The sequence below is a fragment of the Arthrobacter ginsengisoli genome, assembly GCF_031456935.1.
Taxonomy (GTDB): domain Bacteria; phylum Actinomycetota; class Actinomycetes; order Actinomycetales; family Micrococcaceae; genus Arthrobacter; species Arthrobacter ginsengisoli.
Genome location: NZ_JAVDVQ010000006.1, coordinates 41,796 through 65,153, shown reverse-complemented (window position 1 = coordinate 65,153; position 23,358 = coordinate 41,796). Strand labels below are relative to the sequence as shown.

Below are 23,358 nucleotides of genomic sequence, written 5' to 3'. Positions count from 1 at the left end.
CAGGTGTGCCATGTTGATTGCGTTGCTGGGCGACGTCATGCTCGGCCGGCTGGTGAACGAGCGGCTGCGGCGGGTGGGCGCCGAGTACCCGTGGGGAGACACGGCATCCCTGCTGCGCCGGGCGGATCTCACGGTCGCCAACCTCGAATGTGTCCTGGCCGCCGGCGGGGAGCCGGAAGCCGGGAAGGTCTTCCACTTCCGCTCCGACCCGAAGAACGTGGCGAGCCTCCGCTCCGCGGGAATCGGCATGGTGTCGCTGGCCAACAACCATGTGCTGGACTATGGCGCCAGCGCCTTCCGGGAGATGCTGCCGGTGCTCGACTCGGCCGGCATCCTGCACGCCGGCGCGGGACTGAACCGGGATGGCGCCCGCCTGCCCGCGGTGCGGCGCGTGTCCGGGACCGCCGTCGGCCTCGTTGCCTTCACCGACAACCAGCCGGACTGGGAAGCTGACCGGGGGCCGGGTGTCTTCTACGTGCCGGTGGTGGAAAGCGACCGCCGGGTGGCGGAACTGCTGGCCCTGGTCCGGCGGACGAAGGCCCGCGTCCAGCTCCTGATCGTCTCCGCACACTGGGGGCCAAACTGGGGCACCGGCGCACCGTCCGAGCACCGGGAGCTGGGGCGGGCACTAATCGAGGCGGGGGCCGACGTCGTCTACGGGCACTCGCCGCACATCGTCCGCGGCGTCGAGCTGTTCCGGAACCGGCCGATCATCTACGGCGCCGGGGACTTCGTGGACGACTACGCGGTGGATCCGCTCGAGCGCAACGACCAGTCGTTCATTTTCATGCTCGACACCGACGGCGGCACACCGCGGTCGCTTCGGCTGCATCCCACGCTGATCACGGATTTCCAGGCACGGCTGGCGGGCGGGAGTTCCCGGCAGATCGCGGAGCGGATGCAGCGGCTCAGCCGGCACCTCGGGACAGCGAGCAGCTGGGACGCTGCCGGCGGATTCCTGGAGATTCCGCTCGCCGCCGCGGGCTAGCTCCCGGCCGGCACCGGCCGGGCCGTTCCGATCTCCCGGTTCACCGCCGGCATGATCTCGGTGGCGAGCAGTTCGATGGACCGGGCGGTCTCGGCAAACGGCAGCCCGCCGAGGCCGATCTGGGCCATGTAGCGGCTGTTGCCAAGGGTCGCCTGGATTTCCAGCAGTTTCTCGATGACCTGCTGCGGGCTGCCCACCAGCAGGCCTCCCCCGGGTTCGGTCCAGTCATCGAAGGTGGAGCGGGGGAAATGGTCCACGGGGCGCGGCATGTTCTGTTCAAAGTACGCACGGTAGTAGGGGTAGAACGTGTCGCGGGCCTGCTGCGACGTCGGGGCCGCGTAGAAGTGTCCGCCGGCCCCCACCTGCAGGCCGGCAGGGTCATGGCCGGCGTCGGCGGCGGACTGGTGGTAGAGCTCGACCAGGCGGCGGAACCTCGCGGGCCCGGACAGCAGGGCGACGAAGAGCGGCAGCCCCAGGCGTCCGGCCCGGGCAAAACTGGCCGGGGTTCCGCCGACGCCCACCCAGACTGGGAGCTTGTCCTGGACCGGGCGCGGCGCGATATCCATTCCGGGAATGCTTTGTGTCAGAGTTCCCTGCCAGGTCACGGCGGCGTTGTCCCGCAGTTCCAGCAACAGCTGCAGTTTTTCTTCGAACAGCGCGTCGTAGTCCTCCAGCTCGTGGCCGAAGAGCGGGTAGGACTCGATGAAGGCGCCCCGGCCGGCGATGATTTCCGCGCGCCCGTCGGAGATCAGGTCCAGCGTGGCGAACTGCTCGAAAAGCCGCACCGGGTCCTGGGTGGAGAGCACCGTGACGGCAGTGCTGAGCCGCAGCTTCGTGGTCTCCCGGGCAATGGCGGCCAGCACTATTTCCGGGGCGGACACGGCGAAGTCCCGCCGGTGGTGCTCGCCGAGGCCCAGGAAGCCCAGGCCCGCCTGGTCCGCGAGCTTGGCGAGTTCAATGATCTCCTTGAGGCGCTGTTGCGGCGAGAGCGCCGTGCCGGTGCTGAGGTTGCGGGAAAGCTCGCCGAAGGTAAAGATTCCAAAGTCCATACTTGCTTGAACATTCAAGCATTGGATTTCATTCCGTTCCGTCCTCGCGCTTCCGCCGACGCGCACGACGACGGCGGCGGGGGTGAGGCACTGTCATCATTTACCAGCAACGCAACAAGCAGGGCTATGCTTTAAGTGGACGGCCGCTAGAGTCGTCCCGGCTCAAGCAGGGGGCACACGCAGGGTAGCTTTACCCTCACGCCATAAGGCCCCAAAGTGCTCAACCAGCCATTCAATCCACTCCCGCTCGACGAACTGACCGCCGTCTTCGCGCGCATCAAGGGCCTGCTCTTGACCGAGGACAAGGTGGACCGGGCGCTGCAACTCCTCGTGCAGGCTGTCAGCGATGCCGTTCCGGGATCGGCCGGGGCCGGAATCTCACTGTTCGACGCCCAGGGCCGCGGCAGCAGCACAGCCGCGACGGAGCGGCTCGTGGAGATCGCAGACGCGGCCCAGCATGACCTGGGGCAGGGCCCGTGCGTCGCGGCCTGGATGGCAGAAACCACCGTCCTGGTGGACGACGCGGCCGCGGATGACCGGTGGCCGCTCTGGAGCCAGGCCGTCGCTTCGTTGCCGGTCCGCTCCCTGGTGAGTACGCCGCTGGGCACAACCGGTGCACCCATCGGAACCCTGAAGATCTATGCTGCCCTTCCTGGTGCTTTTACCGCCGCGACCGGGCGGCTGCTCGAGAAGTTCGCCGTTCCCGCGGCAACCCTGATGGCCCACGTTCAGGGCCCGGACACCCCCCGTCACCTGAGCGGCCCGTTCAAAGGCGCACTCGCCGGCCGGGACACCACCAACCGCGCCTGCGGGATCCTGATGGAACGCCACGGATTTACCGCAGAGCAGGCCTTCCGCGAGCTGCTGCGACGTGCCCGGGCCGGCGGGACGCCGCTGTCCCAGGTCTGCTCCGACCTGGCCGGCGGGCCGGGCCTGCCGGCCGCCGGCTGACACGCCGGCAAATCCCCGCCAGGATACGTCAGCGCTTTTTGGCCATTTCCCCGCTGATGGTCAGCTGTTCCGCGACGTCCCGGAGCTTGATATTCAGCTCCGAGCTGGCCCTTGAGAGCAGCAGGAACGCCTGCTGGGCGGTGATCTTGTACCGCTCCATCAGGATTCCCTTGGCCTGTCCGATCAGGTCCCTGGTGTCAAGGGCCTGGGTGAGCTGGTTGACCTGCTGGCTGCCGGCGACGGCGACGGCGGCGTGGGCAGCCACCAGCGCCCCGATCCGCTCCGATTCGGCGTCGAAGACCCCCACACCCTTCCCGAAGAGATTCAAGGCGCCGAGGTGGTCACCGTCCACAAACAGCTGGAAGGAGAGCATGCTCCGCGCTCCGAGGTTGAAGGCCGGCCGGGAGAAATCCGGCCAGCGCTCATCCGTGCTGAGGTCGGGGACGCTGACAACCCGCTCTTCGTAGGAGGCGTCCAGGCACGGGCCCTGTCCTGTTTCGCTTTGGAGTGCATCCACCCGACGCGGGAGATCACTCGAGGCGGCGCGCGAGTCAATCGTGCGGTGGCCAGTGATCAGGCTGACCGAGGCATCGGCGGCGTGCGGCACCAGCTCCAGCGCGGCATGCACGATGCCTTCCAGAATGGAATCGGTGTCCACCTGGTGCTGCAGTTTCCGTGCAATGTCGCCCAGTCGAACGGCCAGGGCGTCGGCACTGATCGGTTTGGTGTCTTGCGGACCCCTCCCCCGTTCATCGGCTTCCGCTGAACTTGGCACCATCATAGGCCCCCCTTTTTTCGGCCTGGTTCATTCCCGATGCTGCTCTTCTTCGAAATATACCCCTGCCATCGGTGCCCGGCACGGGGCCGGAGATGAATATCTGACGCGAGGTAACCCCGCATTAACATGGTTGTGTGAGACTGGTGACATCGGACTCAATCGAGACTGGCAGCCCTGCTGCACCGCAGACCCTACGAGGAGCCACGCAGACATGAACAGTCAAAACCCCAACGCCACCGGCCGCCGTCAAATCCACGAGCAAAGCCAACACCGGCCCGACCTCAGCAGCCCGCACGTCCGCGAGGACGTCGCCATTACCGGACTCTGCGGCAACGTTCATCTGCCTACCGGCCGGACCTGCGACCTGCCCGAGCGGCACGAGGGATCGTGCCACTTCGTCGGTCCCGAGGATGCGGAAAACCTGGCCGCTCAGTAGGAGCCAAAACCCGGCGACGGCGGGGTCTGGATGCCGGTCAGGGACGGCGCGTACTCTCGCCCTGTGGATATTGTCGAATTCCTGTCCGAGCGGATCAGCGAGGACGAGGCTGTAGCCCGGACCCTCCTCGGCGACCGGACGGTGTCGAAGGCCGCCTCCTGGTACGAACAGCGGCTGCTGCTCGAATGCGAGGCCAAGCGGCGGCTGATCCGCATCGTGGAATCCGCGCGGCAGGCAGCCCTCGCGGCGCTGGTCAGCGACCCCGGCCAGGACGCGGGCTGGATCCCGCAGTCCCTGGAGTGGATGGAGAGGTCGCTCATGGCCCTGGCCCTGCCCTACTACGACCATCCGGACTTCGAGCAGGAGTGGTTCCGCGTGTAGGGCCGGCGGCTGATCAGGGCTGCCCGGGTCAGCCGCCCGACGGCGGCGGCCGCCGCGCCGTCGTCGGCCTGGCCTTGGCCGTTCCCGCCCAAGTAATTCCAAAGGTCCGTGTGCAAGAGACAGCTGCGGGCCTAAGCTTAGGACCGGGGGGCGCTCAGCAGCGAAGACGCTTAAGGGAGGCCACTATGTTTAGCCACGTCCGCCGACCGGGATCAGCCCGCGAACCGGTGCTTGAAGCCGCCAGGTCACGCCAGAATCCCGGGACCGCCGCGTCGCCGCCCAAGGCCCGGTCACGGATCCGCGGCCTCATCGGCAGCCTCGCCGCGCTGAGCCTGGCCGTGGCCGGAGGGTTCGTCGCGGCTGTTCCCGCAACCGCCGCCGAGCAGGAACAACGCTATATTGTGGTGCTCAAGGACGGCGCCGACCCCGGTACCGCGGCCGCGACCCAGCAGCGCGGTTATGGTCTTACCGTTTCCACGGTTTATCGCGAAGCCGTGAACGGATATGCGGCCACGATGACGGCATCGGCCGCGGCCCGGCTCGCCACCGATCCGGGCGTTGACTTCGTCACCGTGGCGAGGGAATTCAAAGCACCCGAGAACCCCTCGGCCAGCAACCAGGTGGCACCGAACTGGCGGCAGAGGATCGGCGGCACGCTCCCCGCGGACGGCGGGGCAAAGGAGACAGTGGACGTCAACGTGGCCGTGATCGACAGTGGCATCGACGCCAGCCACCCCGACCTTAATGTGCGCGGCGGCATCGACTGCTCCACCGGCTCACCGGTCAAGGTGACCCCAACGGATAAAGTCGGCCACGGGACCTTCGTGGCCGGTGTGATCGGCGCCAAAGACAATAGCCAGGGCGTGATCGGCGCGGCACCGGGAACGCCGCTGTGGTCTGTGCGCGTCGTGAATGACGCCGATGTGATCACCGAAGAAATGCTCATTTGCGCGATCGACTGGGTGACGGGAACACGCAAGGACAATAATGCGGACAACGACATTGAGGTGGCCAACATCAGCATTGGCGGCCCGGGCGCCGATACCGCCGACTGCGGCAAGGGCACGGATCCGATGCATTACGCAATCTGCCGATCGGTCAAGGCCGGCGTCGCCTACGCCGTTGCTGCCGGAAACTCCAGCGAGGACTTCGCCCGCTCTGTCCCTGCCACCTACGACGAAGTGCTGACCGCCACCGCGATGGCGGACTTCGACGGCAAGCCTGACGGACTCGCGGCCCCGGTCTGCGGGCCCGATGACTGGACGAAGATCGGTCAGCTGGACGACAAGCCGGCCTTCTTCTCCAACTTCGCCACCGAGCCCAAGGACAAGGCCCACACAGTTGCCGCCCCCGGCGTCTGCATCACCTCCACGTCCATAACCCCGGAAGGCTACGCCGTGGCGCACGGCACGAGTTTCGCCAGCCCGGCAGTCGCCGGCTCGCTGGCCCGGTGCATCAGCGAAGCGGAATGCGGGGGCTCGGCGAAAGACGTGATGTCACAGTTCCTGAAAGCCACCGCCGCGTACAACAAGGAGCACCACGGCTTCGGCTTCGACGGTGACCCGCTCCGCCCGATCCAGGGGCAGTACTACGGCTACCTCGCCCAGATTGCAGGCTACTGACCAGGGTTGAGGCTTCGTCCGGCTAGGAACCGGGCCGGATCCGCCGCCACCAAGGTCGGCGGGTCCGGCCCGTTTCCTGCCCTTTTCCCCGGCCAGCGCTTTGCTCTGCGGCTTGCCCGGCGTCCTTCCGGTCGGCGGCTGCGAGCGCCGCCCGGCGTTCCTGCCAGCTCCGCACCTCGGACTCGACATCGCGGGTCCGGGTGACGACCGGCGGTCCGCCCAGCAGTTGCCGCCGGGCATCAATCACGCGTGCGTTGAAATCCTCCAGCAGCTGGCGGACCTGTTTTTCGGAGTGCAACTCGTCGATCCGGGCGTCGAGGCCGGCGTCCTCGGTGCGGAGCAGGATGGCCTTGGGGCCCATTCCGGTGATGTTTTCGCGCTGGATCAGCCCTTTGACCCACCAGTCAGGGTCGTACTTCTCGCCGAGCCCGGGGATGGGTTTTCCGGCGTATTTGAGGTGGTCGAATTTACCCTGCGCCATGGCATCGCGGATCAGGTACTCGGCCCTGGCCGCGTCGTCGAATTGTGCACGCAGTTCCCGTTCCCTTTCTTCCGCAGCGGCCAGCTCCGCCTCTTCCTGGACCGTCATTCCGCTGACCCGCAGGGCGCGGAGCTCCGCGGCGCGCTCCACCCGGCGCCGGAACGACCCGTTTGACCCGCCGCTCATGGCTTCCCCTCTTTCCTGGCTCCGCCGCTACGCATTCTGATTCCAGTATGCAAAGCGATCACCCGCCGGCCAACCACCAGTGCCTACTCGCCAGGCCGGGACGGTCAGAGCGTTGGCAGCACCTGCTCGCGGACCTGCTTGCGGAGGATCTTGCCGAGCATTGACCGCGGCAGGTCAGGGATCGCGACGATCCGCTTGGGGACCTTGTAGCCTGCCAGATGCTCGCGGCAGTGGCCGCGCAGGGCGTCCTCATCCAGCGTGGCGCCGGGTTCAAGCTCGACGGCGGCGATCACCATCTCGCCTCCCCGCTCGAGCGGCTTGCCGACAGCGGCAGCGTCCTTGACGTCCGGGTGCAGGCGAAGCACGGTCTCCACCTCGGTCGGTGAGACGTTGAAGCCGCCGGTGATAATCAGTTCCTTCGCCCGGTCAACGATCGTGGTGAAGCCGTCCTGGTCCACGGTCACCACGTCACCGGTGCGCAGCCAGCCGTCGGCAGTGAGGGTTTTCGCTGTTTCCTCCGGGTTGTTCCAATAGCCCTGGAATACCTGCGGGCCCTTCAGCAGCAGCTCCCCCGGCTGGCCCGGCGCCACTTCGAGGGTGGGATCGTGCAGGTCGAGAACCTTCATTGTGGTCGAGGGGAACGGCACACCGATCGTGCCGTTCCGGCGGGTGGGGTGGAAGGGGTTGCCCAGCGCGACCGGGGAGGACTCGGTCATGCCGTAGCCTTCCACGAGCAGCCCGCCAGAGACCGACTCCCACAGTTCCACCACGTGGTCCGGCAGGTTCATGGCGCCGGAGATGCAGTACTTGCAGGTCCGGAGCGAGATGCCTTTCTCCTTTGCGGCCATGGCTGTGCGCTCGTAGATCGGCGGCACCGCGCAGTAAACCGTTGCGGGCGACTTCTTCATCGCGTCCAGCACCAGGTCCGGGTCGAACTTGGGGAAGAGAACCAGCAGGCCCTGCTTGCGGATGCCGTAGGTGAGGTAGAGCGTCATACCGAAGGCATGGAACATCGGCAGAATCGCATAGAACACTTCCTTGCGGTACTCGGCCCCCTGCATCCAGGCCTCGCCCTGCAGGGCATTGGAGTACAGGTTGAAATGGCTGAGCATGGCGCCCTTCGGGCGTCCGGTGGTTCCCGAGGTGTACTGGATCGCGGCGAGGTCATCCACCGAGGGGCGGGGATGTTCCGGGGCAATGCGGCCGTGGCTGAGGAGTTCCTTCCACGGAATGGTTCCCGGGGCGGGCGCGGTCAGCGCCGCGCGGGACGCACGCAGTTTCTTCACCGGCAGATTCAGCGCAAGGCGCTTGACGGCGGGGAACGCCTCGAGCAGGTTGACCGAGACCACATGGTCAATCTCGACGTCGGACGGGAAATCACGGACGGCCGCCGCGGCCTTGTCCCAGGTGATGACGACGCGCGCCTGGTGGTCCTCGAACTGGTGGCGGAGTTCGCGGGAAGTGTACAGCGGGTTGTGTTCGACGACGACGGCGCCGACGCGCAGCACGGCGTAGAAGGCGATAACGTGCTGCGGGCAGTTGGGCAGGATCAGGGCCACCCGATCGCCGGCGCGGACCCCCAGCCGGCGCAGGCCCTCCGCGGCCCGGTCGATCTGTTCGCCGAGTTCGGTGTAGCTGGTGCGGCGGCCGAAGAACTCCAGTGCGGGGGCGCTCCCGGCCTCCGCCACGGAGCGTTCCAACATCGCAACGAGCGACTCCGTGGGCAGTTCAATCTCAGCGGGGACACCCGGCTGATAGTTTTTCACCCAAGGCTGCTGGTCCGTGTTCTCCATGGTCACATCTTGCCGTGAACCGCGTTCCGACAGCGAATTGTCGGTTCTGGCCGGGGCCGGAACTGCCGACTATTCTTCGCCGTTGTCCTGCGCTTCGAGGTGTTTGGCCATCGCCTCGCAGGCCTGGTTCCACCGTGCGGTGAGGGCCTGTCGGCTGAGGGGCTCGAACATGCTGTTGAGGACCTTTTCGAGGGCATCGTAGGCGGCGTCCCGAACGCGTTCCTGCGCCGCCGGGCTGTAGTAGTTCATGACTGGAATTCGGCGCCGGTCCCCGCGCAGATGGCCGCGTCAGCTGATTGCCGTGCGGATCTGTTCGTCCTTCATCCGCCAGGCACTGATGAGGAACCAGACGCTCCAGAGCACCGTCAGGGCAATCCCGGACAGCGTCGGCACGGCATTTGCGTCCGAGAAGCCCTCCGTTCCGATCACCCAGCCCTGGGCCACGTACGCCAGCCCGGAGGGCCCCATAAGGATGCCGATCCCCCGGGAGATCCGCCCGGTCAGGACGATGACAAGGCCGGCCAGGATCAGCGCCGCGCCCAGCACGAAGCTCTGGTAGCTACGCATTCCCCACTCGAGCCATCGAATCGCTTCGGCGGTGGCGAAGCGCATGGACTTCTCGGGCTCGGCCGCGGCCGCCCGTGCATCCACCGCGTGCTTGAGCGCGACGCCGTCGACGGCCTGGAGCGCGGCGTAGAGGCCAAGGGCCACCGCCGCCAGCACTGCGCCCAGGCGGCCGGCCCATGCCGCAGCCCCGTGGGGCACCTTCAGGGCGGACTGCAGCACCAGGAGCCCGGCGACCAGCAGCGCCATCCCTACAAACTGGCCCAGGTGGACGACAGTCCAGATGCCGCTGGCAGCGTACGCCGCGAACGCGGCCAGGTGGTCGTTCGCGCTGGCTGAGTCGGCGTGAAACAGCCCAGCCAGGAGTGAAACCGCGACGCCGGAAAAGAGCAGCGTCGCGGCGAGGCGCAACGGACTGCTGCCTGGCGTACGCGGCCCGGCCGGGACCGGCGGTTGCCGCGTCCCGCCGTCGTCCGCCGGAAGGTTATTCACGAGGGAGAACCCCCTTTCCCATCCGCCGTCTTGCAATTTTAGTCCACGGCCGGGTACAGGGCAGGGCAGCAACGAATTCAACACCGAGAGCAACCGCGGGAGGTCCCGCCGTCGTTATCTCTTGCGGTGCCGGGCCGTTGCTAGACCGCGGACCAGCCGCCGTCGGAGGCGAGGATTGCGCCGTTGACGTTGGTGCCGTCATCGCTGAGCAGGAAGGTGATCGAGGCGGCGAGCTGCGCCGCGGTGGCGGGGGCCGGGATGTTCGCGCCCATCAGCGGGCCGAGCCGCTCGGCGGCAAGCTGGGAACCCCAGGTTGCCTCAATGTTGGTGATGGTGGCGCCGGGGGCGACGGCATTGAAGCGCAACCCCTTCGGCCCGTACATCACCGAAGAGTTCTTGGTCAGGCCGACGACGGCGTGCTTGGACGCGGTGTACGCGGCGCCGGCGGCCGATCCGCGGAGTCCGGCCTCGGAGGCGACATTGACGACGGAGCCTGTCCCGGCGTCCAGCATCAGCGGCACCACGGCGCGGGTGAGGCGCATCAGGGCGGTGACGTTGATCCGGAAGACCCGCTCCCAGGTGGCGTCGTCCACCTCGTGGATCGGGGCGAAGTGGTCCATGATGCCCGCGACGTTCGCCAGCGCGTCGACCCGGCCGCCGGCGGCCGTGACGACGGCGGCCACAGTCTCTTCGGTGGAGATGTCACCGGCCACCGGGACCAGGTCCAGGCCGCTGTTCCCGCCGACCAGGGCGTCCAGCCGCTCGGCGCTGACGTCGGCGGCGATGACCTTGCCGCCTTCCTTGGCGACACGCAGGGCGGTGGCCAGGCCAATGCCAGAACCGGCACCCGTCACGACGACCGTCTTGCCGGCGAAGCGGCCCGGAGTGATGGATTCCTGCCATGAAGCTTCGTTGCCCATGATGTCCTTCCAATATTTCGAAATGCTGACTTGCCCACTTTATGACACGCAGTGTCATTATGAAAGGATGAATACTGGTGGGATGTTCGAGCAAGAGCCCAGGCCCATCGCAATGCGTTCCGCGGGCCGTCCCGTGACGATCGATCCGGATGCCGTCGCCAGCCTGGCGCTGCGGCTCTTCGCCGAGAACGGCTATGAACAGACCTCGATGGAGGACATCGCCGGCGCGGCGGGAATTGGACGCAAGAGCCTCTACCGGTATTTCTCCAGCAAGGCCGAGCTTGTCTGGGGCGGCATGGAACCGGTGATCGAGGCGTCGGGACTCGCCCTTGACGAGGCCCCGGACGGTCGTGAAGGCGCCGACGGACTCATGACGGGGCTGCGGGCCGCCGCTGTTGCCGGCGTGGCAGTGATTCCCGATCTGTCGGTGTCACGGGGGCGGCTGCGTCTGATCGCCGAATATCCCGAGCTTGCCAGCCGAAGCTACGATTCGCTGGCGCCCCAGCGTGAGCGGATGCGGCTCTACCTGGCGGGGCGAGGGCTTCCTGCGGACAGTGCTGGATACCTGTCGGCAGCCTACTTGGCCGCGACTTTTGAAGCGTGGATGCAGTGGGCTGCGGGCACGGATCCTGATCCGGTGCCGTATCTGCTGGCGGCCCTGGACGTGCTGCGGGTGCCGGGGTCCTGACGGGATCGCGCTACGCACCTGCGCTTCCGCGCACACGTAGACCGTGCGCTACGGGCATTCGCCGTGCAGGGTTGCTGGCACAGCCGACGTGCGGCAGCACGACGGCCAGCAGAGTGTGGAATCATTCCGTAGAGCGACAACTTGAAGCAGTGCCGGGGAAGGGGCTTGATGACGGAGCAGGAAGAGCCCCAGGACCAGTCACCGGCGGGCGCTGAGGCATCGGCCGGCAAGGCTTCGGCCGCGAGCGGCACCGGTGCGGCGGCTGCCGGTGCGGTTTCCGGCCGGGACCGGCGTCGCCGCGGGATCTCGGCCTGGGCTCTGGGCGGCGGAACCGACCCGGACCCCCGGTTCACGCTGGCCAACGAGCGCACGTTCCTGGCCTGGATCAGGACCTCGCTGGCGCTGGTGGCCGGCGGCATCGCCGTCGAGGCCTTCACTTCGGAGTTGTTCTCCCCGGAACTCCGCAAGACGGTCTCCGTGCTGCTGCTCCTGCTGGGGCTGCTGACCGGCGGCGGCTCGTTCTTCCGCTGGCTCAACGTGGAACGGGCCATGCGGCGCCAGGCGCCCCTCCCGGCGCCCCTGATCGCTCCCATCCTGGCCGCCGGCGGAGCGCTCGTAGCGGCCTTGCTGATCGTCTTTGTGATCGGGCGGCCGGTCTAGCCGTGGCAAGACCCAGGCCTGCGGCAATACACGACGACCCGGGGCTCCAGCCCGAGCGTACGGACCTGGCCTGGCGGCGGACGTCACTCACGCTGGTCACGGCAGCCTGCATTTTCCTGCGCTGGGTGCCCCACTACGGCTGGTTTGCAGGCACCCTCGTGACGGCGTCCCTTATGGTCGCCCTGGGCATCGCCCTCACGCAGCGGCGCCGCTACCACCACCATGCCAGCGGCATCGGCGGAGCGGTGATGACCGCGAATGTCAGGGCGACGGCGGCCATCGCCGGCAGCGTTGTGGTCCTCGCCGCCCTGGGAATCTACACGGTGTTGTACCTCCCGCTGCAGCATTAAAGTGAGCTGGTTGAAGTCAAGGACCCCTTCCAGCGTTGGCGATCCGCTGCTCCACAACTGCCGTTTTGAGGGCTCAAACGGGCAGTTGTGGAGCAGTCGATGGGGTGGCGTGGGTTATGCGGTGGTGACCTTCAGCAGCAGGGCATGTTCGGGGTTGAGTGCGGGCATGGGCAGGCCCACTTCTGCCAGGAAGCGGCCGGTTGCCGCGGCCCCCGATGCCAGCCACGCCGGCGGCTGGACCTGGGTGAACGTGTGGTCGTAGTCGGCGTCGCCCGGGGCGGGGAAGATCGCCTCCACACGGTAGGCCGCGTCGGCGGCGAGACCCGGGATGCCGATCCGGCCGGGCTGCTCCGCAGCTGAGGTTCGGGTGCTGACCAGGGCGAACAGCGCCGCCGTCGACCCTGGCACGCCGGACGGTCCGCCAGCCGGACCGTCCGGCGCAACCACGCCGTGCAGCATCACAGAGTCATCGGCCACGTCGGCCCGGACCATCCGGCCCGAGTGGAGCAGGCCGCGGTGCTCCTTGTAGAGGCCGATGAAGCGCTGGAGCTCCTCACGCTCCGCGCCCTGGACCTGCCGGACGTCCCATTCCATCCCGAAGTGCCCGAACAGGGCGGTGATGGCGCGGAATGAGAGGTCGTGGGTGCGGGCCGTGGTGTGCGAGGTGGTGGGGCCGATGTGCCCGCCCACGAGTTCCGGCGGGACCACCAGCCCGGTCCAGCGCTGGATGGTCTGCCGTTCCAGGGCGTCGTTGCAGTCCGAGGCCCAGATCCGGTCCGTCCGCTCCAGGATGCCAAGGTCCACCCGGGCGCCGCCGGAGGAGCAGCTTTCAATCTCGACTCCGGGATGCACTGCCTTGAGCGCGTCGAAGAGCCGGTACGCGGCGAGGGTCTGTTCGTGCACCGAGGCGCGGCCGGCATGGCCATGCTCCAGCAGGTCCCGGTTCTGGTCCCACTTGAGGTAGCCGATGTTGTTCTCGCGCAGCAGTGCGTCCACCCGGTCATAGATGTACTGCCACGCGTCCGGGTTGACGAGGTCGATGACGTGCTGGTGCCGCCATTCCAGCGGCAGCCGCCCGCCGTCCTTGTAACTCTGCACCGAGGGGCCGACAATCCACTCCGGATGCGCCCGGACCACGTCGGAGTCCAGGTTGACCATCTCCGGCTCCACCCACAGCCCGAACTCCATCCCGCGGGACGTCACGGCGTCAATCAGCGGGGTGAGCCCGTCCGGCCAGAGGGTCTCGTCGACGTACCAGTCGCCGAGGCCGGCGCGGTCATCGCGGCGGCCGCGGAACCAGCCGTCGTCGAGCACGAAACGCTCGACGCCGAGATCGGCGGCGGAATCGGCGAGTTCGATCAGGGTGCTGAGATCGTGGTCGAAGTACACGGCCTCCCAGGTGTTGAGCACCACCGGGCGCGGCTTTCCGGCGCCGGGCGCGGAGCCCGACAGGCCCGTACGCGCGGCCGCCGAGGGCAGCACGTGGTGCGGCCGGTTCCGGAACCAGGCGTAGAAGGACTCGCTGATGCCGTCCAGCCCGCGGTCCGAATAGGCCGCGAACAGCGCAGGCGTGGTGTAGCTGCCGCCAGGGGCCAGGATCACCTCGGCCGGGCCCAGCAGCTCGGAGCCGCCGATCATCGTCCGCCCGTCCGCTGCGCTGTCGGCAAACTGTTCGTGGTTGCCGCTCCAGGCGAGGTGGGTCGCCCAGACCTTGCCGTGGCGGTTGCCGAAACCGGCGGTTCCGGCGGCGAAGAGCAGCGAGGAATCGTGGCCGGTGCGGCCGTGCCGTCCGGTCCGCACCCATGTGCCCTGCTGGATGGCGCGGCGCTGCGGGTGGCGTTCCCGGCACCAGCGGCCGGTCAGGTCAAGGATTTCGACGGCGTCCGGCGCGACCGGGAGCACGGTGGCCAGTTCGTCGAGCTGGTACGGCGAGGTACCGGTGTTGGTGATGGTGTGGCGAAGTTCCAGCAGGCCGCCGTCGTGCAGGGTGAGCGCGGACGACACGCTGATCCCGGCGTCGGCGTCCGTCTGGAGGATCACGGCGGAAGTCCCGACGGCGCCGTCCGTCACTTCCGCCACGCGGAGCCGGACGGAGAAGTCGTAGCCGGGAACGCCGTCCGCGATCCGGTGTCCGCGCAGGCCGGGGCGGCCGCGCCAGCTTGAGGAGGCCTGCGGGAGGAGCCCGGCAGGGACGACGGCGTCGACGGCGGAGTGCGGCACGGGGGCGCTGAGGATGGCCAGATCCGGAAGCGATGCGCCCAGGTCGGCGCCCCAGTGGATGACCTCGGCCTCTCCGCTGTCGAAGCTGATCACCAGGCTGGTGCTGGCGGAGCGAAGGTACAGGGGATCCATGGCGGGTCTCTTTCGGTGGTTCGGGGCGTCCGGAAGGCGGGACGCGGGGTATGCAGTGCGGAAATCAAAGGCGAACGGCCCGGATGCCGCCGCGAGGAGGAAGTGGCGGCATCCGGGTGGTGCGGTGCTGTCCTACTTGAAGAGGGCGTTGACCTGGTTGTTGGCTTCGGTGAGCGAGCTGGCCGGCTTCTTGCCCGCGAGGACAGCGTCCATGGCCGGCTTCATGATGCCGTCCACCTTGGCTGCCTTGTCCGCGATCGGGAAGAGGAACGTGGTGCTGTCCTTGATGTGCGTCGTGAAGGCCGAGACGTCCGTGCCCTTGTCCGCGAAGGCCTTGGCGGCGATCTCGGAGGAGCTGGTGATGGCCGGGAAAACGACGGCCTTCCGGGCGACGACGTCCTGGCAGGAGGCTGAGCCGAGGTATTCGACCCACTTGACCGAGGCTGCCGGGTTCTTGGTGCCCGCCCAGACGGAGTCGGCGAGCCCGTTGAACATGCTGGCCCGCTTGCCTTCGGGGCCCTTGGGGGTGGGCGCGAACGCGGTTTCCACGCCCTTGTAGCTCTGGTACTGGCCGATCAGCCAGTCGCCGGTGGTGTTGATGGCGGCCTTGCCGGCGCCGAAATTGTCCGCGAGGCTGGCGCCCACGGTGGTTTCCAGCTTGGGCATGTAGCCCTTCTCGATCAGGCCGGCCCACCAGGCGATGGTCTCCTGGAAGCGCGGGTCGTCGTAGTTGAACTCGGTGCCCCACGGGTTCTTGTCAGTGTGGGTCCAGCCGGTGGTCGCGGTCAGGAAGCTCCACTCGGTCTGGCCCTGGCCCGAGCCGCCGCCGGCGAGGCCGAGTCCATAGACCGCGACGTTGTTCTTGTCGAAGCCGGGCTCGTCGCCGCGGACGCCGTTCTTGTCCACTGTCAGGTGCGCGATCGCCTTCTCGTAGCTGCCGCCGTCCTGCGGGTTCCAGTCCAGGTTGGCCATCTGCTCGGGAGTCAAGCCGGCGGTGTCGGCCATGGCCTTGTTGTAGAACAGGCCCACGGTGTCCCAGTCCTTGGGCAGGCCGTAGCGCTTGCCGTCCTGGCCGACCCAGAGCTCGGCCAGGCCCTTGGTGTAGCTCTCCAGCTTGATGCCGTCCTTCGCGACGGCGTCGTCGAGGGAGAGCAGCTGCTTCTTCGCCGCGTACTCGGGGTATTTGGAGAGGTGGTTGGTGAAGACGTCCGGGGCCGTGCCGGCGACGAAGCCGTTGGTCAGCGTGGTCCAGTAGTCGTCCCAGCCGCGCTGGGTGATCTTGACTTTGATGTCCGGGTTGGCCTTGGTGAAATCGTCGGCGCACTGCTGGTAGGCGGGGAGCTGGTTGGCGTCCCAGAGCCAGTAGTTGATTTCGCCCTTGGCCTCGGCGGAGGGGGCGGAACCGCCGCAGGCGGACAGCGAGAGGGCGATGGCTGCGGCGGCAGCGACGGCGCCGAGGGTCTTCTTCATGATGAGCCTTTCAGGGAAGTGCAGGTGGGGAGGCGGGGGTGCGTGGCGGGGTTACTTGATGCCGGAGAAGCCGATGGAGTTGACCACCCGCTTGCCGAAGGCGATGAAGAGCAGGAGGACCGGCAGGGCGGCGATCAGGGTCGCGGCCATCAGGCCGGACCAGTCGGGGGCACCCTGCGGGGACTGGGATTTGAACACGCCCAGCCCCACTGTGAGGACGCGGACGCTTTCGTCCTGGCCCACCAGCAGCGGCCAGAAGTATTCGTTCCACTGGCCGATGAACGTCAGCAGGGCCAGGGTGGCCAGCGGGGCGGCGGCGTTGGGCAGCACGATCTGGAAGAAGATCCGGAGGTGCTTGGCGCCGTCGAGCATGGCGGCCTCCTCCACTTCACGGGACATGGAGAGGAAGAACTGGCGCAGGAAGAAGATCGCGAAGGGGGTCATGAACAGGAAGGGCAGGGCCAGCCCGGCGAAGGTGTTGAGCAGGCCGAGGTTCTTGATCATAAGGAAGTTGGGCAGGGCGGTGAAGATCGGCGGGACCATCATGGTGGCGAGGAACAGGCCGAAGACCACGTTCCGGCCGGGCCAGCGGAGCCGGGAGAAGGCGTAGGCGGCCATCGCGCTGAAGAAGACCTGCCCGGCGGTGGTGACGGTGGCGAAGATGATGGAGTTCCGCAGGTACAGCCAGAAGTTGATGGCGGCGCCGGAGCCGCCTTCGGCGATGGCCTCCTCGGGGGTCTGCAGGCCGAGGACCCGCTTGAAGGCGCCGAGGCTGAAGTCGGCCGGCAGCAGGTTGCTGGCGTTGGAGGCGAGGGCGGCGTTGCTGGACAGTGCGGTGCGGAGCATCCAGAGGAACGGTGCCACGGTCACGATGACGGCGACGACGACGAGGGTCCAGGCGCCGGCGCGGCGCCAGTTGATTGGTTTTTTGTGGGCGGCCTGCCGGCCGGGCTTGCTGCCGGGCGTCGTGCGGGTCTTGCGGGAGAGTGCGGAGGTTGTCATGGCTGGGGTTCCTTAGTCCAGATCCGATTCGTTGCCCTTGAGGAACTTCATCTGGATGAAGGCCACGAGGGCGAGAATGACGAAGAGAATGACGGACAGGGCCGACGCGTAGCCGAAATCGGATTCACCGAAGGCCTTCTGGTAGATGTACATCTGGATGACACGGGAGGCGTTGATGGGGCCGCCGCCGGTGGTGACGGCCACGGTGTCGAAGACCTGGAAGGACCCAATCACGGTGACCACCAGGACCAGCACCAGCACGGGGCGCAGGAGCGGCATGGTGATGCTCCAGAAGGTCCGGGTGGGCGATGCGCCGTCGAGCGACGCGACTTCGTAGACATGGCCGGGGATGGACTGCAGCCCGGCGAAGATCAGCAGGGCGGTGTAGCCCATGTGCCGCCAGACGTTGACGCCGGCGATGGTGGGGATGGCCCACTGCTCGCTGCCGAAAAAGGCGATGCGGGGCAGGCCAAACCAGTTGATGATCTCGTTGACGATCCCGATCTGGTAGTCGAGCATCCAGAACCACAGCAGCGCGACGATCACGTTGGCCACCAGGAACGGCAGCAGCAGGGCGCCGCGGATGAGCGTGGATTTGGCCACCCGGTGCATCAGGAGCGCCAGCCCGAGGGCGATGACGGTCTGGAAACCAATGTTCAGCCCGACGTACTGGAGGGTGACGGCCATGGCGTTCCAGAACAGCTCGTCGGCGAAGATCGCCGTGTAGTTCCTGGTGCCGATCCAGGTGGGATCGCCCAGGACGCTGTACTCGGTGAAGCCGAGGTAGATGCCGCGGATCGTGGGCACCAGGAAGAAAGCGACGAAGCCGATCATGGCCGGAAGGATAAAGAGCAGCGCGATCCGCAGGTCGCCGAGGCTGCGTCCCCGGCCGGGCCGGGGAGCTTTCCCGCGGTGCGAGGGCTTGGATCCGCCAGCCACGGGATCCGGAAGTTTGGTGATGGTAGTCATCGTTGACTCTTCCTGGTGGTGTGATGTGGATAACAACTGCCTTCGAATCTACACGAGTAGAAATGGAGGGGCAAGCATTACTTGCTGTCATTTGAGGGCTTTTCTTGTACTCGCAGGTATCTGTTGACTCGAGTAGATCGCCGTGGGACACTGTCCGAAACGTGCATAGCGAGAGGTACCACCGTGAGTGAATCCATCGGCATCGCCGGCGCCGGCCAGTTCCCCGGCTGTGTCGCGCCATGACGACCCCGGTAGTGCCCAGCCACCGCAGCCAGGTCACCCGGAAGGACGTGGCCCGCTACGCCGGCGTCAGCACCGCCGTCGTGAGCTATGTGGTGAACGGCGGGCCGAAGAAGGTGGCGCCGGGCACCGAGGCGAAGGTGCAGGATGCCATCCGGATCCTCGGTTACCGGCCGAACGCGGCCGCGCGGGCGCTGAAGCTGGGTTCCAGCGAGACCATCGGTCTGGTCATTCCGGACAACACCAACCCGTTCTTCTCACTGCTGGCCCACGCCGTCGAGGACGCCGCCGCCGAGCTCGGCTTCGCCCTGCTGCTGACCAACTCGGATGGAAACCTGGCCAAGGAACGCCACAACATCCGCAACCTCGCCTCGCGCCAAGTGGACGGCGTGGTGCTGGCCAGCGTGCTCTTTGAGCCGGACCTCGCGGCACTCGAAGCGGCCGACATTCCCGCCGTGCTGCTGAACCATGGCAGCCAGGCGGCCGGCTTCAACAGCGTGGGCGTCGATCTCGCCGCGGGCGCCCGGATAGCCGTGGACCACCTGATCGGACACGGACACACCAATATTGCCCTCGCGATGGGCACAAATACGGCGGGCGACTTCGACCTCCGCGAGGAAGGCTGGCTGCAGGCGCTGGCCGCGGCCGGGCTGCCGGAAGGCCCCATCGTCCGCGGACCGTTCAGCCGGGAGGGCGGCTACGCCGTCGGCCGCAGGCTGCTCGCCGCGGCGGACCGGCCCACCGCCATTTTCGCCAGTTCGGACATGCAGGCGATCGGCATCCTGCGTGCCATCCACGAAGCCGGGCTTTCGGTGCCGGAAGATATCGCCCTGACCTCGTTCGACGGTTCCGCCGAGGCGGAATACAGCTGGCCCGCCCTGACAACCGTGGAGCAGCCGGTCCGGGTGATGGCGGAGGCGGCCGTCGAAGCCCTGGTGGGGGCGAGCCGCGGCCAGGCCTCCGAGCACCGGACGTTCCCCACCACGCTGCGGATCAGGCACTCCTGCGGCTGCATCGCACCGGCCTGAAAGTATCGGCCTAGAAGTATCGGCAACCCCGCGCCCCACTCGCTTCATCGACTGCTCCGCAACGGCCCTATTGAGGGGTCAAAAGGGCCGTTGTGGAGCAGCCGATGTCAGGGGAGGCGGCCCGCTCCGGCGGCCGGGGTGACGGTGAAGATGTCCGGCGCGGTGAAGCCGGCCTCCGCGAAGGCACGGACGACGGCGCCGCGCACCCTGCGCTCGTCCCGCCCCGCGGTGAGGGCGATTGCCGAGCCGCCGAAGCCGCCGCCCGTCATGCGGGCGCCGATGGCTCCGTGGCGGCGGGCAGCATCGACGGCGAGGTCGAGCTCGGGGCAGGAAATCTCGAAGTCGTCGCGCATCGAGGCGTGGCTGGCATCGAGGAGGCGTCCGATGTGCGCGGGGCCTTGGGACCGGAGGGTGGCCACGGTCTGCAGCACGCGGTCGTTCTCCGTGACGACGTGGCGGACCCGCCGGAAGGTCAGCGGATCGAGCAGCCCGCGGGCCTCCTCAAGGTCGGCGGCGGCGACATCCCGCAGGGCCGTGACGCCCAGGACCTGGGCACCGAGCTCACAGGACGCGCGGCGGGAGGCGTAGCCGCCGTCGGCGTGGGAATGCGCCACCTTGGTATCGATCACCAGCAGCACAAGTCCCGCCTCCTGCGCCCGGAACGGCACGAGTTCCACGGACTGGTCCCGGCAGTCCAAAAAGACGGCGTGTCCGCTGGCGCCGCGCAGCGACGCCGACTGGTCCATGATGCCGGTGGGTGCGCCCACGAAGGCGTTTTCGGCGTGCTGGGTGAGGGTGACCATTTCCTCGGGGCCGAGCCCGGATCCGGTGAGTTCGTTCAGGGCCGTGACAACGGCGCATTCAATCGCGTGCGAGGAGGACAGCCCCGCGCCGAGCGGGACATCGGAGTCGAGGAGGAGGTCGAAGCCGGGGACCTCAATGCCGCGCTGCTGCAGCGCCCAGACCACACCGAGGGGGTACTTGGCCCAGCCGGTGACGGCCCCCGGGGACAGGTCTGCGGTGTCGGCCTCGGCGAGCCCCTGGTCGCCGGCGGTGGACAGAACCCGGACAGTGGAGTCGTCGCGGAGCCGGACCGCCGTCGCCGCCCGCTTGTCGATGGCGAAAGGCAGGACGAAGCCCTCGTTGTAGTCGGTGTGCTCCCCGATCAGGTTCACCCGGCCGGGGGCGGCCCAGACGCCGTCCGGGGCCGCGCCGAAGGCGGCCTCGAATCGGTCCGCCAGGGTGCCGGGCCCGGCATCGGCACGTGTTGTCGTATTCATGCCGGGGCGCCTTCCGGGGTGAGCGTGCGGGCTGCGGCGCCGGCCGGTTCGCTGGCGACCTCGCGCAGCCGGGCGGCGACGGATTCCGGGGTGGTGTCGTTGATGAAGGCGCCCATGGCGGCTTCGGAGCCGGCCAGGTACTTGAGCTTGTCCGCGGCGCGGCGCGGTGAGGTCAGCTGCAGGTGCAGGTGGCCGGCCCGGCGCCGGGCCGGCTCCAGCGGGGCCTGGTGCCAGGCCGCGATGTAGGGGGTCGGCGTCGGGTACAGGGCGTCAAGGCGCTTCAGGAGGTCGGGATAGAGCTGCGCCAGCTCGTCGCGCTCGGCCCCGTTCAGGGCGGCCAGATCCGGGACCGGGCGGTGCGGGACGAGGTGGACTTCCAGCGGCCAGCGTGAGGCGAAGGGGACGTAGGCGCTGAAGTGTTCGCCCTCGAGCACCATGCGGCTTCCGTCGCTGCGCTCGGCCCGCAGCAGGGACGACGTGAGTGTCGCCGTCCCGTCCGACCGATCGAAATATTCGCCGGCCGCGGCGGCCAGGACGGCAGCGCGGGGCGTCACGTAGGGATAGGCGTAAATCTGCCCGTGCGGGTGGTGCAGCGTGACGCCGATGTCGGCGCCCCGGTTCTCGAACGGGAAGACCTGCTGGATGCCGGGCAGGGCGCTGAGGGCTTCCGTCCGGTGGGCCCAGGCGTCGATCACCGTGCGGGTCCGGGGCCAGCCGAGTTCGGCGAAGGATCCGGTGTGCTGCGGCGTAAAGGCCACCACTTCACAGCGGCCGACGGCGGGTGCGGCGGTTCCCCAGCCCGGCGCGGCCGGTATCTCCCGTGTGTCCGGTCCGAGCGAGGGGAAGCGGTTTTCGAAGACGGCGACGTCGTAGTCCGGTGCCGGGATCTCGGTCTGGTTGGCCGGCGTCGTCGGGCAGATGGGGCACTCGTCCGCGGGCGGCAAGTGCGTGCGTGACTGCCGGTGCGCGGCGACGGCGACCCATTCGCGGCTGAGCGCGTCGAAGCGCAACTGGCCGGGTTCGGGGCGGGCGGGCAGGTCGCGGTGGTCCACGAGGGAGGCGGCAGGCCGCTCAGCGGAGCCCGCGTCGTCAAAATAGAGGATCTCGCGGCCGTCCGCCAGCCGGGTCATCGTGATTCGCGTCATGGTCTCAGTTGTACACCACAAAACATTTTCAAACAATAGAGAACAAATTCAAGCACAATACTGCGGGTTTCGTGTGCGCGGAAGTTAGGATGTGCTGAAGGGAGCCTGCAAACCGCCGCCGCCCGCTCCCCCGCAATCCCCTGTCACCGCACCACGAAGGACACAGAATGCTAGCCGCAGCCCGCCACTCCGCCATCATCGCGGAGGTCCAGCGCGAGCGGATCGTCCGCGTCGCGGACCTCGCCCGGATACTCGGCGTGTCCCTTATGACCGTGCGGCGGGATATCGAAGCGCTGGATGCGGCCGGCGCGGTGGAGAAGATCCACGGCGGGGCCAAGCTGCCCGGCGGAATGAGCACGCACGAGCCCGGCTTCGAACTGAAGGCCACGCAACTGCAGGACGAGAAGATGGCGATCGCCCACGAGGCGGCCGCCCAGGTCCGCGAGGGAATGGCGGTGGGGCTCAGCGCGGGCACCACGACCTGGGCGCTGGCGCAGCTGCTGTCCGGCGGTCCCCGGATCACCGTGGTCACCAACTCGGTGCGCGTGGCCGACGTCTTCCACCAGAGCACCTCCCCCTCCACGGTGATCCTGACCGGCGGGGAACGCACGCCCTCGGATGCCCTCGTCGGACCGCTGGCCACGTCGGCCCTGAAACAGCTCCACCTGGACGTGCTTTTCCTGGGCGTGCACGGCGTCGATGCTGACGCCGGGTTCACCACGCCGAACGTGCTGGAGGCCGAAACTGACCGGGCCTTCGTCGCAGCGGCCCGCCGGGTGGTGGTTCTGGCCGACCACACGAAATGGGGAACGTTCGGCATCAGCACGATCGCCAGCCTGGAGGAAGCCGACGAGCTGATCTCCGACGAGGGACTGCCCGGCGAAGCCCGGCGGATCCTGAGTGAGCGGGTGGGCCGGTTGCGGCTGGCGGGCGGGGCCGCCGCCGGCGACGCCGGGGCACCCTCCTAGGTTTTTTCAACCCACTGGGCGCGCCAGGGTGGCGCTTCGAAGGCCTCACTCCAGTACGCCGTTTCCTTGGCAATCTTGCCGTCCCGAAATTCGAAGATGAAGACCGTTTCATACGTCGGGCCGCCATAATCCAATGACGCTTCGGCGATTACCAAGTCCCCGCCACTGACCAGTCTGCGGGGCGTGATGGTCGGCAGTTGCGGGAAGGCGTTGTAGATTCCCCGCCGATTCTCGGCGCCGCGCACGAGTTCTCCGGATTGCGGCCAGTGCATGACCGCGTCGTCATGAAACAGCTCGTCCATGAGTTCAACCCGACGGTCGTTGATGCAATCGATCAGCCGGTTGACCACACTCTCGTGTGCATTGGCTTCATCCACAGTCTTCACCCCATCGCTAGAGGACCACCTGGTGGCTATATTGCCTTGGCATGAGGCCAGGCTCCTGTCTCACGCCAGGTCGAAATTCCCACGCTCATCCCGTGTCATGTCATGCATTTTGCTCTCGCACAGCAGTTTTCGCCACAGCCTTCGCCTACGTCGCGACGCCTCTCGCGCCACGGTGCAAC

At 67.7% G+C, this 23,358-nt stretch carries 24 protein-coding genes; 10 read left to right on the top strand and 14 right to left on the bottom strand.

Features of this window, described 5'->3' with window-relative positions; all coding sequences use genetic code 11:
* Positions 1-10: 10 nt before the first annotated feature.
* Positions 11-988, top strand: a complete 978-nt coding sequence (locus J2X01_RS08795) for a CapA family protein (protein ID WP_310055794.1) — start codon at positions 11-13, stop codon at positions 986-988.
* On the opposite strand, the gene J2X01_RS08790 is transcribed toward J2X01_RS08795, so the two are convergent.
* A complete protein-coding gene (locus tag J2X01_RS08790) occupies positions 985-2,037 on the bottom strand; it encodes an LLM class flavin-dependent oxidoreductase (RefSeq protein ID WP_310055792.1) in 1,053 nt (350 codons plus the stop codon). The genes J2X01_RS08795 and J2X01_RS08790 overlap by 4 nt on opposite strands.
* A 216-nt stretch (positions 2,038-2,253) precedes the next feature.
* On the opposite strand from J2X01_RS08790, the gene J2X01_RS08785 reads away from it, so the two are divergent.
* Positions 2,254-2,988 (top strand): GAF and ANTAR domain-containing protein, encoded by a 735-nt coding sequence (locus J2X01_RS08785; protein WP_310055789.1) that lies wholly within the window; start codon positions 2,254-2,256, stop codon positions 2,986-2,988.
* A gap of 28 nt (positions 2,989-3,016) precedes the next feature.
* On the opposite strand, the gene J2X01_RS08780 is transcribed toward J2X01_RS08785, so the two are convergent.
* On the bottom strand, positions 3,017-3,769 hold the full coding sequence (locus J2X01_RS08780; protein ID WP_310055786.1) for a GAF and ANTAR domain-containing protein: 753 nt from the start codon (positions 3,767-3,769) through the stop codon (positions 3,017-3,019).
* Positions 3,770-3,977: 208 nt separating this feature from the next.
* Here J2X01_RS08780 and J2X01_RS08775 point away from each other — a divergent pair, with 208 nt between their 5' ends.
* The 3 genes from J2X01_RS08775 to J2X01_RS08765 all read left to right on the top strand — a co-directional run bounded on the left by J2X01_RS08775 (position 3,978) and on the right by J2X01_RS08765 (position 6,205).
* Entirely contained in the window at positions 3,978-4,202 is a 225-nt protein-coding gene (locus J2X01_RS08775) for a hypothetical protein (protein ID WP_310055783.1), read from the top strand.
* Positions 4,203-4,265: 63 nt separating this feature from the next.
* Positions 4,266-4,583, top strand: coding sequence for a DUF6221 family protein (locus tag J2X01_RS08770; protein ID WP_310055781.1), 318 nt, complete (start codon positions 4,266-4,268; stop codon positions 4,581-4,583).
* 185 nt (positions 4,584-4,768) lie between these two features.
* Positions 4,769-6,205, top strand: a complete 1,437-nt coding sequence (locus J2X01_RS08765) for a S8 family peptidase (protein ID WP_310055778.1) — start codon at positions 4,769-4,771, stop codon at positions 6,203-6,205.
* Positions 6,206-6,227: 22 nt separating this feature from the next.
* On the opposite strand, the gene J2X01_RS08760 is transcribed toward J2X01_RS08765, so the two are convergent.
* From J2X01_RS08760 to J2X01_RS08740, 5 genes are all read right to left on the bottom strand, one after another.
* On the bottom strand, positions 6,228-6,872 hold the full coding sequence (locus tag J2X01_RS08760; protein ID WP_310055775.1) for a DnaJ family domain-containing protein: 645 nt from the start codon (positions 6,870-6,872) through the stop codon (positions 6,228-6,230).
* Positions 6,873-6,976: 104 nt separating this feature from the next.
* Complete coding sequence (locus J2X01_RS08755; protein WP_310055772.1) at positions 6,977-8,665, bottom strand: long-chain-fatty-acid--CoA ligase; 1,689 nt, start codon at positions 8,663-8,665, stop codon at positions 6,977-6,979.
* 69 nt (positions 8,666-8,734) lie between these two features.
* Positions 8,735-8,914: a hypothetical protein gene (locus tag J2X01_RS08750; RefSeq protein WP_310055770.1), complete on the bottom strand. Its 180-nt coding sequence runs from the start codon at positions 8,912-8,914 to the stop codon at positions 8,735-8,737.
* Between the two features lie 39 nt (positions 8,915-8,953).
* Positions 8,954-9,721: a hypothetical protein gene (locus tag J2X01_RS08745; protein ID WP_310055766.1), complete on the bottom strand. Its 768-nt coding sequence runs from the start codon at positions 9,719-9,721 to the stop codon at positions 8,954-8,956.
* Between the two features lie 140 nt (positions 9,722-9,861).
* Positions 9,862-10,641, bottom strand: coding sequence for an SDR family NAD(P)-dependent oxidoreductase (locus J2X01_RS08740; protein ID WP_310055764.1), 780 nt, complete (start codon positions 10,639-10,641; stop codon positions 9,862-9,864).
* Positions 10,642-10,723: 82 nt separating this feature from the next.
* Between J2X01_RS08740 and J2X01_RS08735 the strand changes: the two genes are divergently transcribed.
* The 3 genes from J2X01_RS08735 to J2X01_RS08725 all read left to right on the top strand — a co-directional run bounded on the left by J2X01_RS08735 (position 10,724) and on the right by J2X01_RS08725 (position 12,339).
* Entirely contained in the window at positions 10,724-11,329 is a 606-nt protein-coding gene (locus J2X01_RS08735) for a TetR family transcriptional regulator (protein WP_310055762.1), read from the top strand.
* Between the two features lie 168 nt (positions 11,330-11,497).
* Positions 11,498-11,989 carry a YidH family protein gene (locus J2X01_RS08730; protein WP_310055759.1) on the top strand — a complete coding sequence of 164 codons (492 nt, stop codon included), beginning with the start codon at positions 11,498-11,500 and terminating at the stop codon, positions 11,987-11,989.
* 2 nt (positions 11,990-11,991) lie between these two features.
* Complete coding sequence (locus J2X01_RS08725; RefSeq protein ID WP_310055756.1) at positions 11,992-12,339, top strand: DUF202 domain-containing protein; 348 nt, start codon at positions 11,992-11,994, stop codon at positions 12,337-12,339.
* A gap of 114 nt (positions 12,340-12,453) precedes the next feature.
* Here the strand turns inward: J2X01_RS08725 and J2X01_RS08720 are convergent, their stop codons facing one another.
* The 4 genes from J2X01_RS08720 to J2X01_RS08705 form a co-directional block, all read right to left on the bottom strand.
* Complete coding sequence (locus J2X01_RS08720) at positions 12,454-14,691, bottom strand: alpha-galactosidase (protein ID WP_310055752.1); 2,238 nt, start codon at positions 14,689-14,691, stop codon at positions 12,454-12,456.
* Positions 14,692-14,823: 132 nt separating this feature from the next.
* A complete protein-coding gene (locus tag J2X01_RS08715) occupies positions 14,824-16,161 on the bottom strand; it encodes an ABC transporter substrate-binding protein (protein ID WP_310055748.1) in 1,338 nt (445 codons plus the stop codon).
* A 51-nt stretch (positions 16,162-16,212) separates the two neighbouring features.
* A complete protein-coding gene (locus tag J2X01_RS08710) occupies positions 16,213-17,163 on the bottom strand; it encodes a carbohydrate ABC transporter permease (protein ID WP_310055745.1) in 951 nt (316 codons plus the stop codon).
* A 12-nt stretch (positions 17,164-17,175) separates the two neighbouring features.
* Positions 17,176-18,132: a carbohydrate ABC transporter permease gene (locus J2X01_RS08705; protein ID WP_374724953.1), complete on the bottom strand. Its 957-nt coding sequence runs from the start codon at positions 18,130-18,132 to the stop codon at positions 17,176-17,178.
* A gap of 239 nt (positions 18,133-18,371) precedes the next feature.
* On the opposite strand from J2X01_RS08705, the gene J2X01_RS08700 reads away from it, so the two are divergent.
* Positions 18,372-19,400, top strand: coding sequence for a LacI family DNA-binding transcriptional regulator (locus tag J2X01_RS08700; protein WP_310055742.1), 1,029 nt, complete (start codon positions 18,372-18,374; stop codon positions 19,398-19,400).
* A 107-nt stretch (positions 19,401-19,507) separates the two neighbouring features.
* Here J2X01_RS08700 and galK read toward each other — a convergent pair whose 3' ends face one another.
* Both galK and galT read right to left on the bottom strand, forming a co-directional pair.
* Positions 19,508-20,680 (bottom strand): galactokinase, encoded by a 1,173-nt coding sequence (galK, locus tag J2X01_RS08695; protein WP_310055739.1) that lies wholly within the window; start codon positions 20,678-20,680, stop codon positions 19,508-19,510.
* Positions 20,677-21,825, bottom strand: a complete 1,149-nt coding sequence (galT, locus tag J2X01_RS08690; RefSeq protein ID WP_310055737.1) for a galactose-1-phosphate uridylyltransferase — start codon at positions 21,823-21,825, stop codon at positions 20,677-20,679. Before galT ends, galK begins: the two co-directional genes overlap by 4 nt.
* Before the next feature lie 167 nt (positions 21,826-21,992).
* On the opposite strand from galT, the gene J2X01_RS08685 reads away from it, so the two are divergent.
* Positions 21,993-22,793 carry a DeoR/GlpR family DNA-binding transcription regulator gene (locus tag J2X01_RS08685; RefSeq protein ID WP_310055734.1) on the top strand — a complete coding sequence of 267 codons (801 nt, stop codon included), beginning with the start codon at positions 21,993-21,995 and terminating at the stop codon, positions 22,791-22,793.
* Here J2X01_RS08685 and J2X01_RS08680 read toward each other — a convergent pair.
* Complete coding sequence (locus J2X01_RS08680; protein ID WP_310055731.1) at positions 22,790-23,170, bottom strand: nuclear transport factor 2 family protein; 381 nt, start codon at positions 23,168-23,170, stop codon at positions 22,790-22,792. The genes J2X01_RS08685 and J2X01_RS08680 overlap by 4 nt on opposite strands.
* Positions 23,171-23,358: the final 188 nt, after the last annotated feature.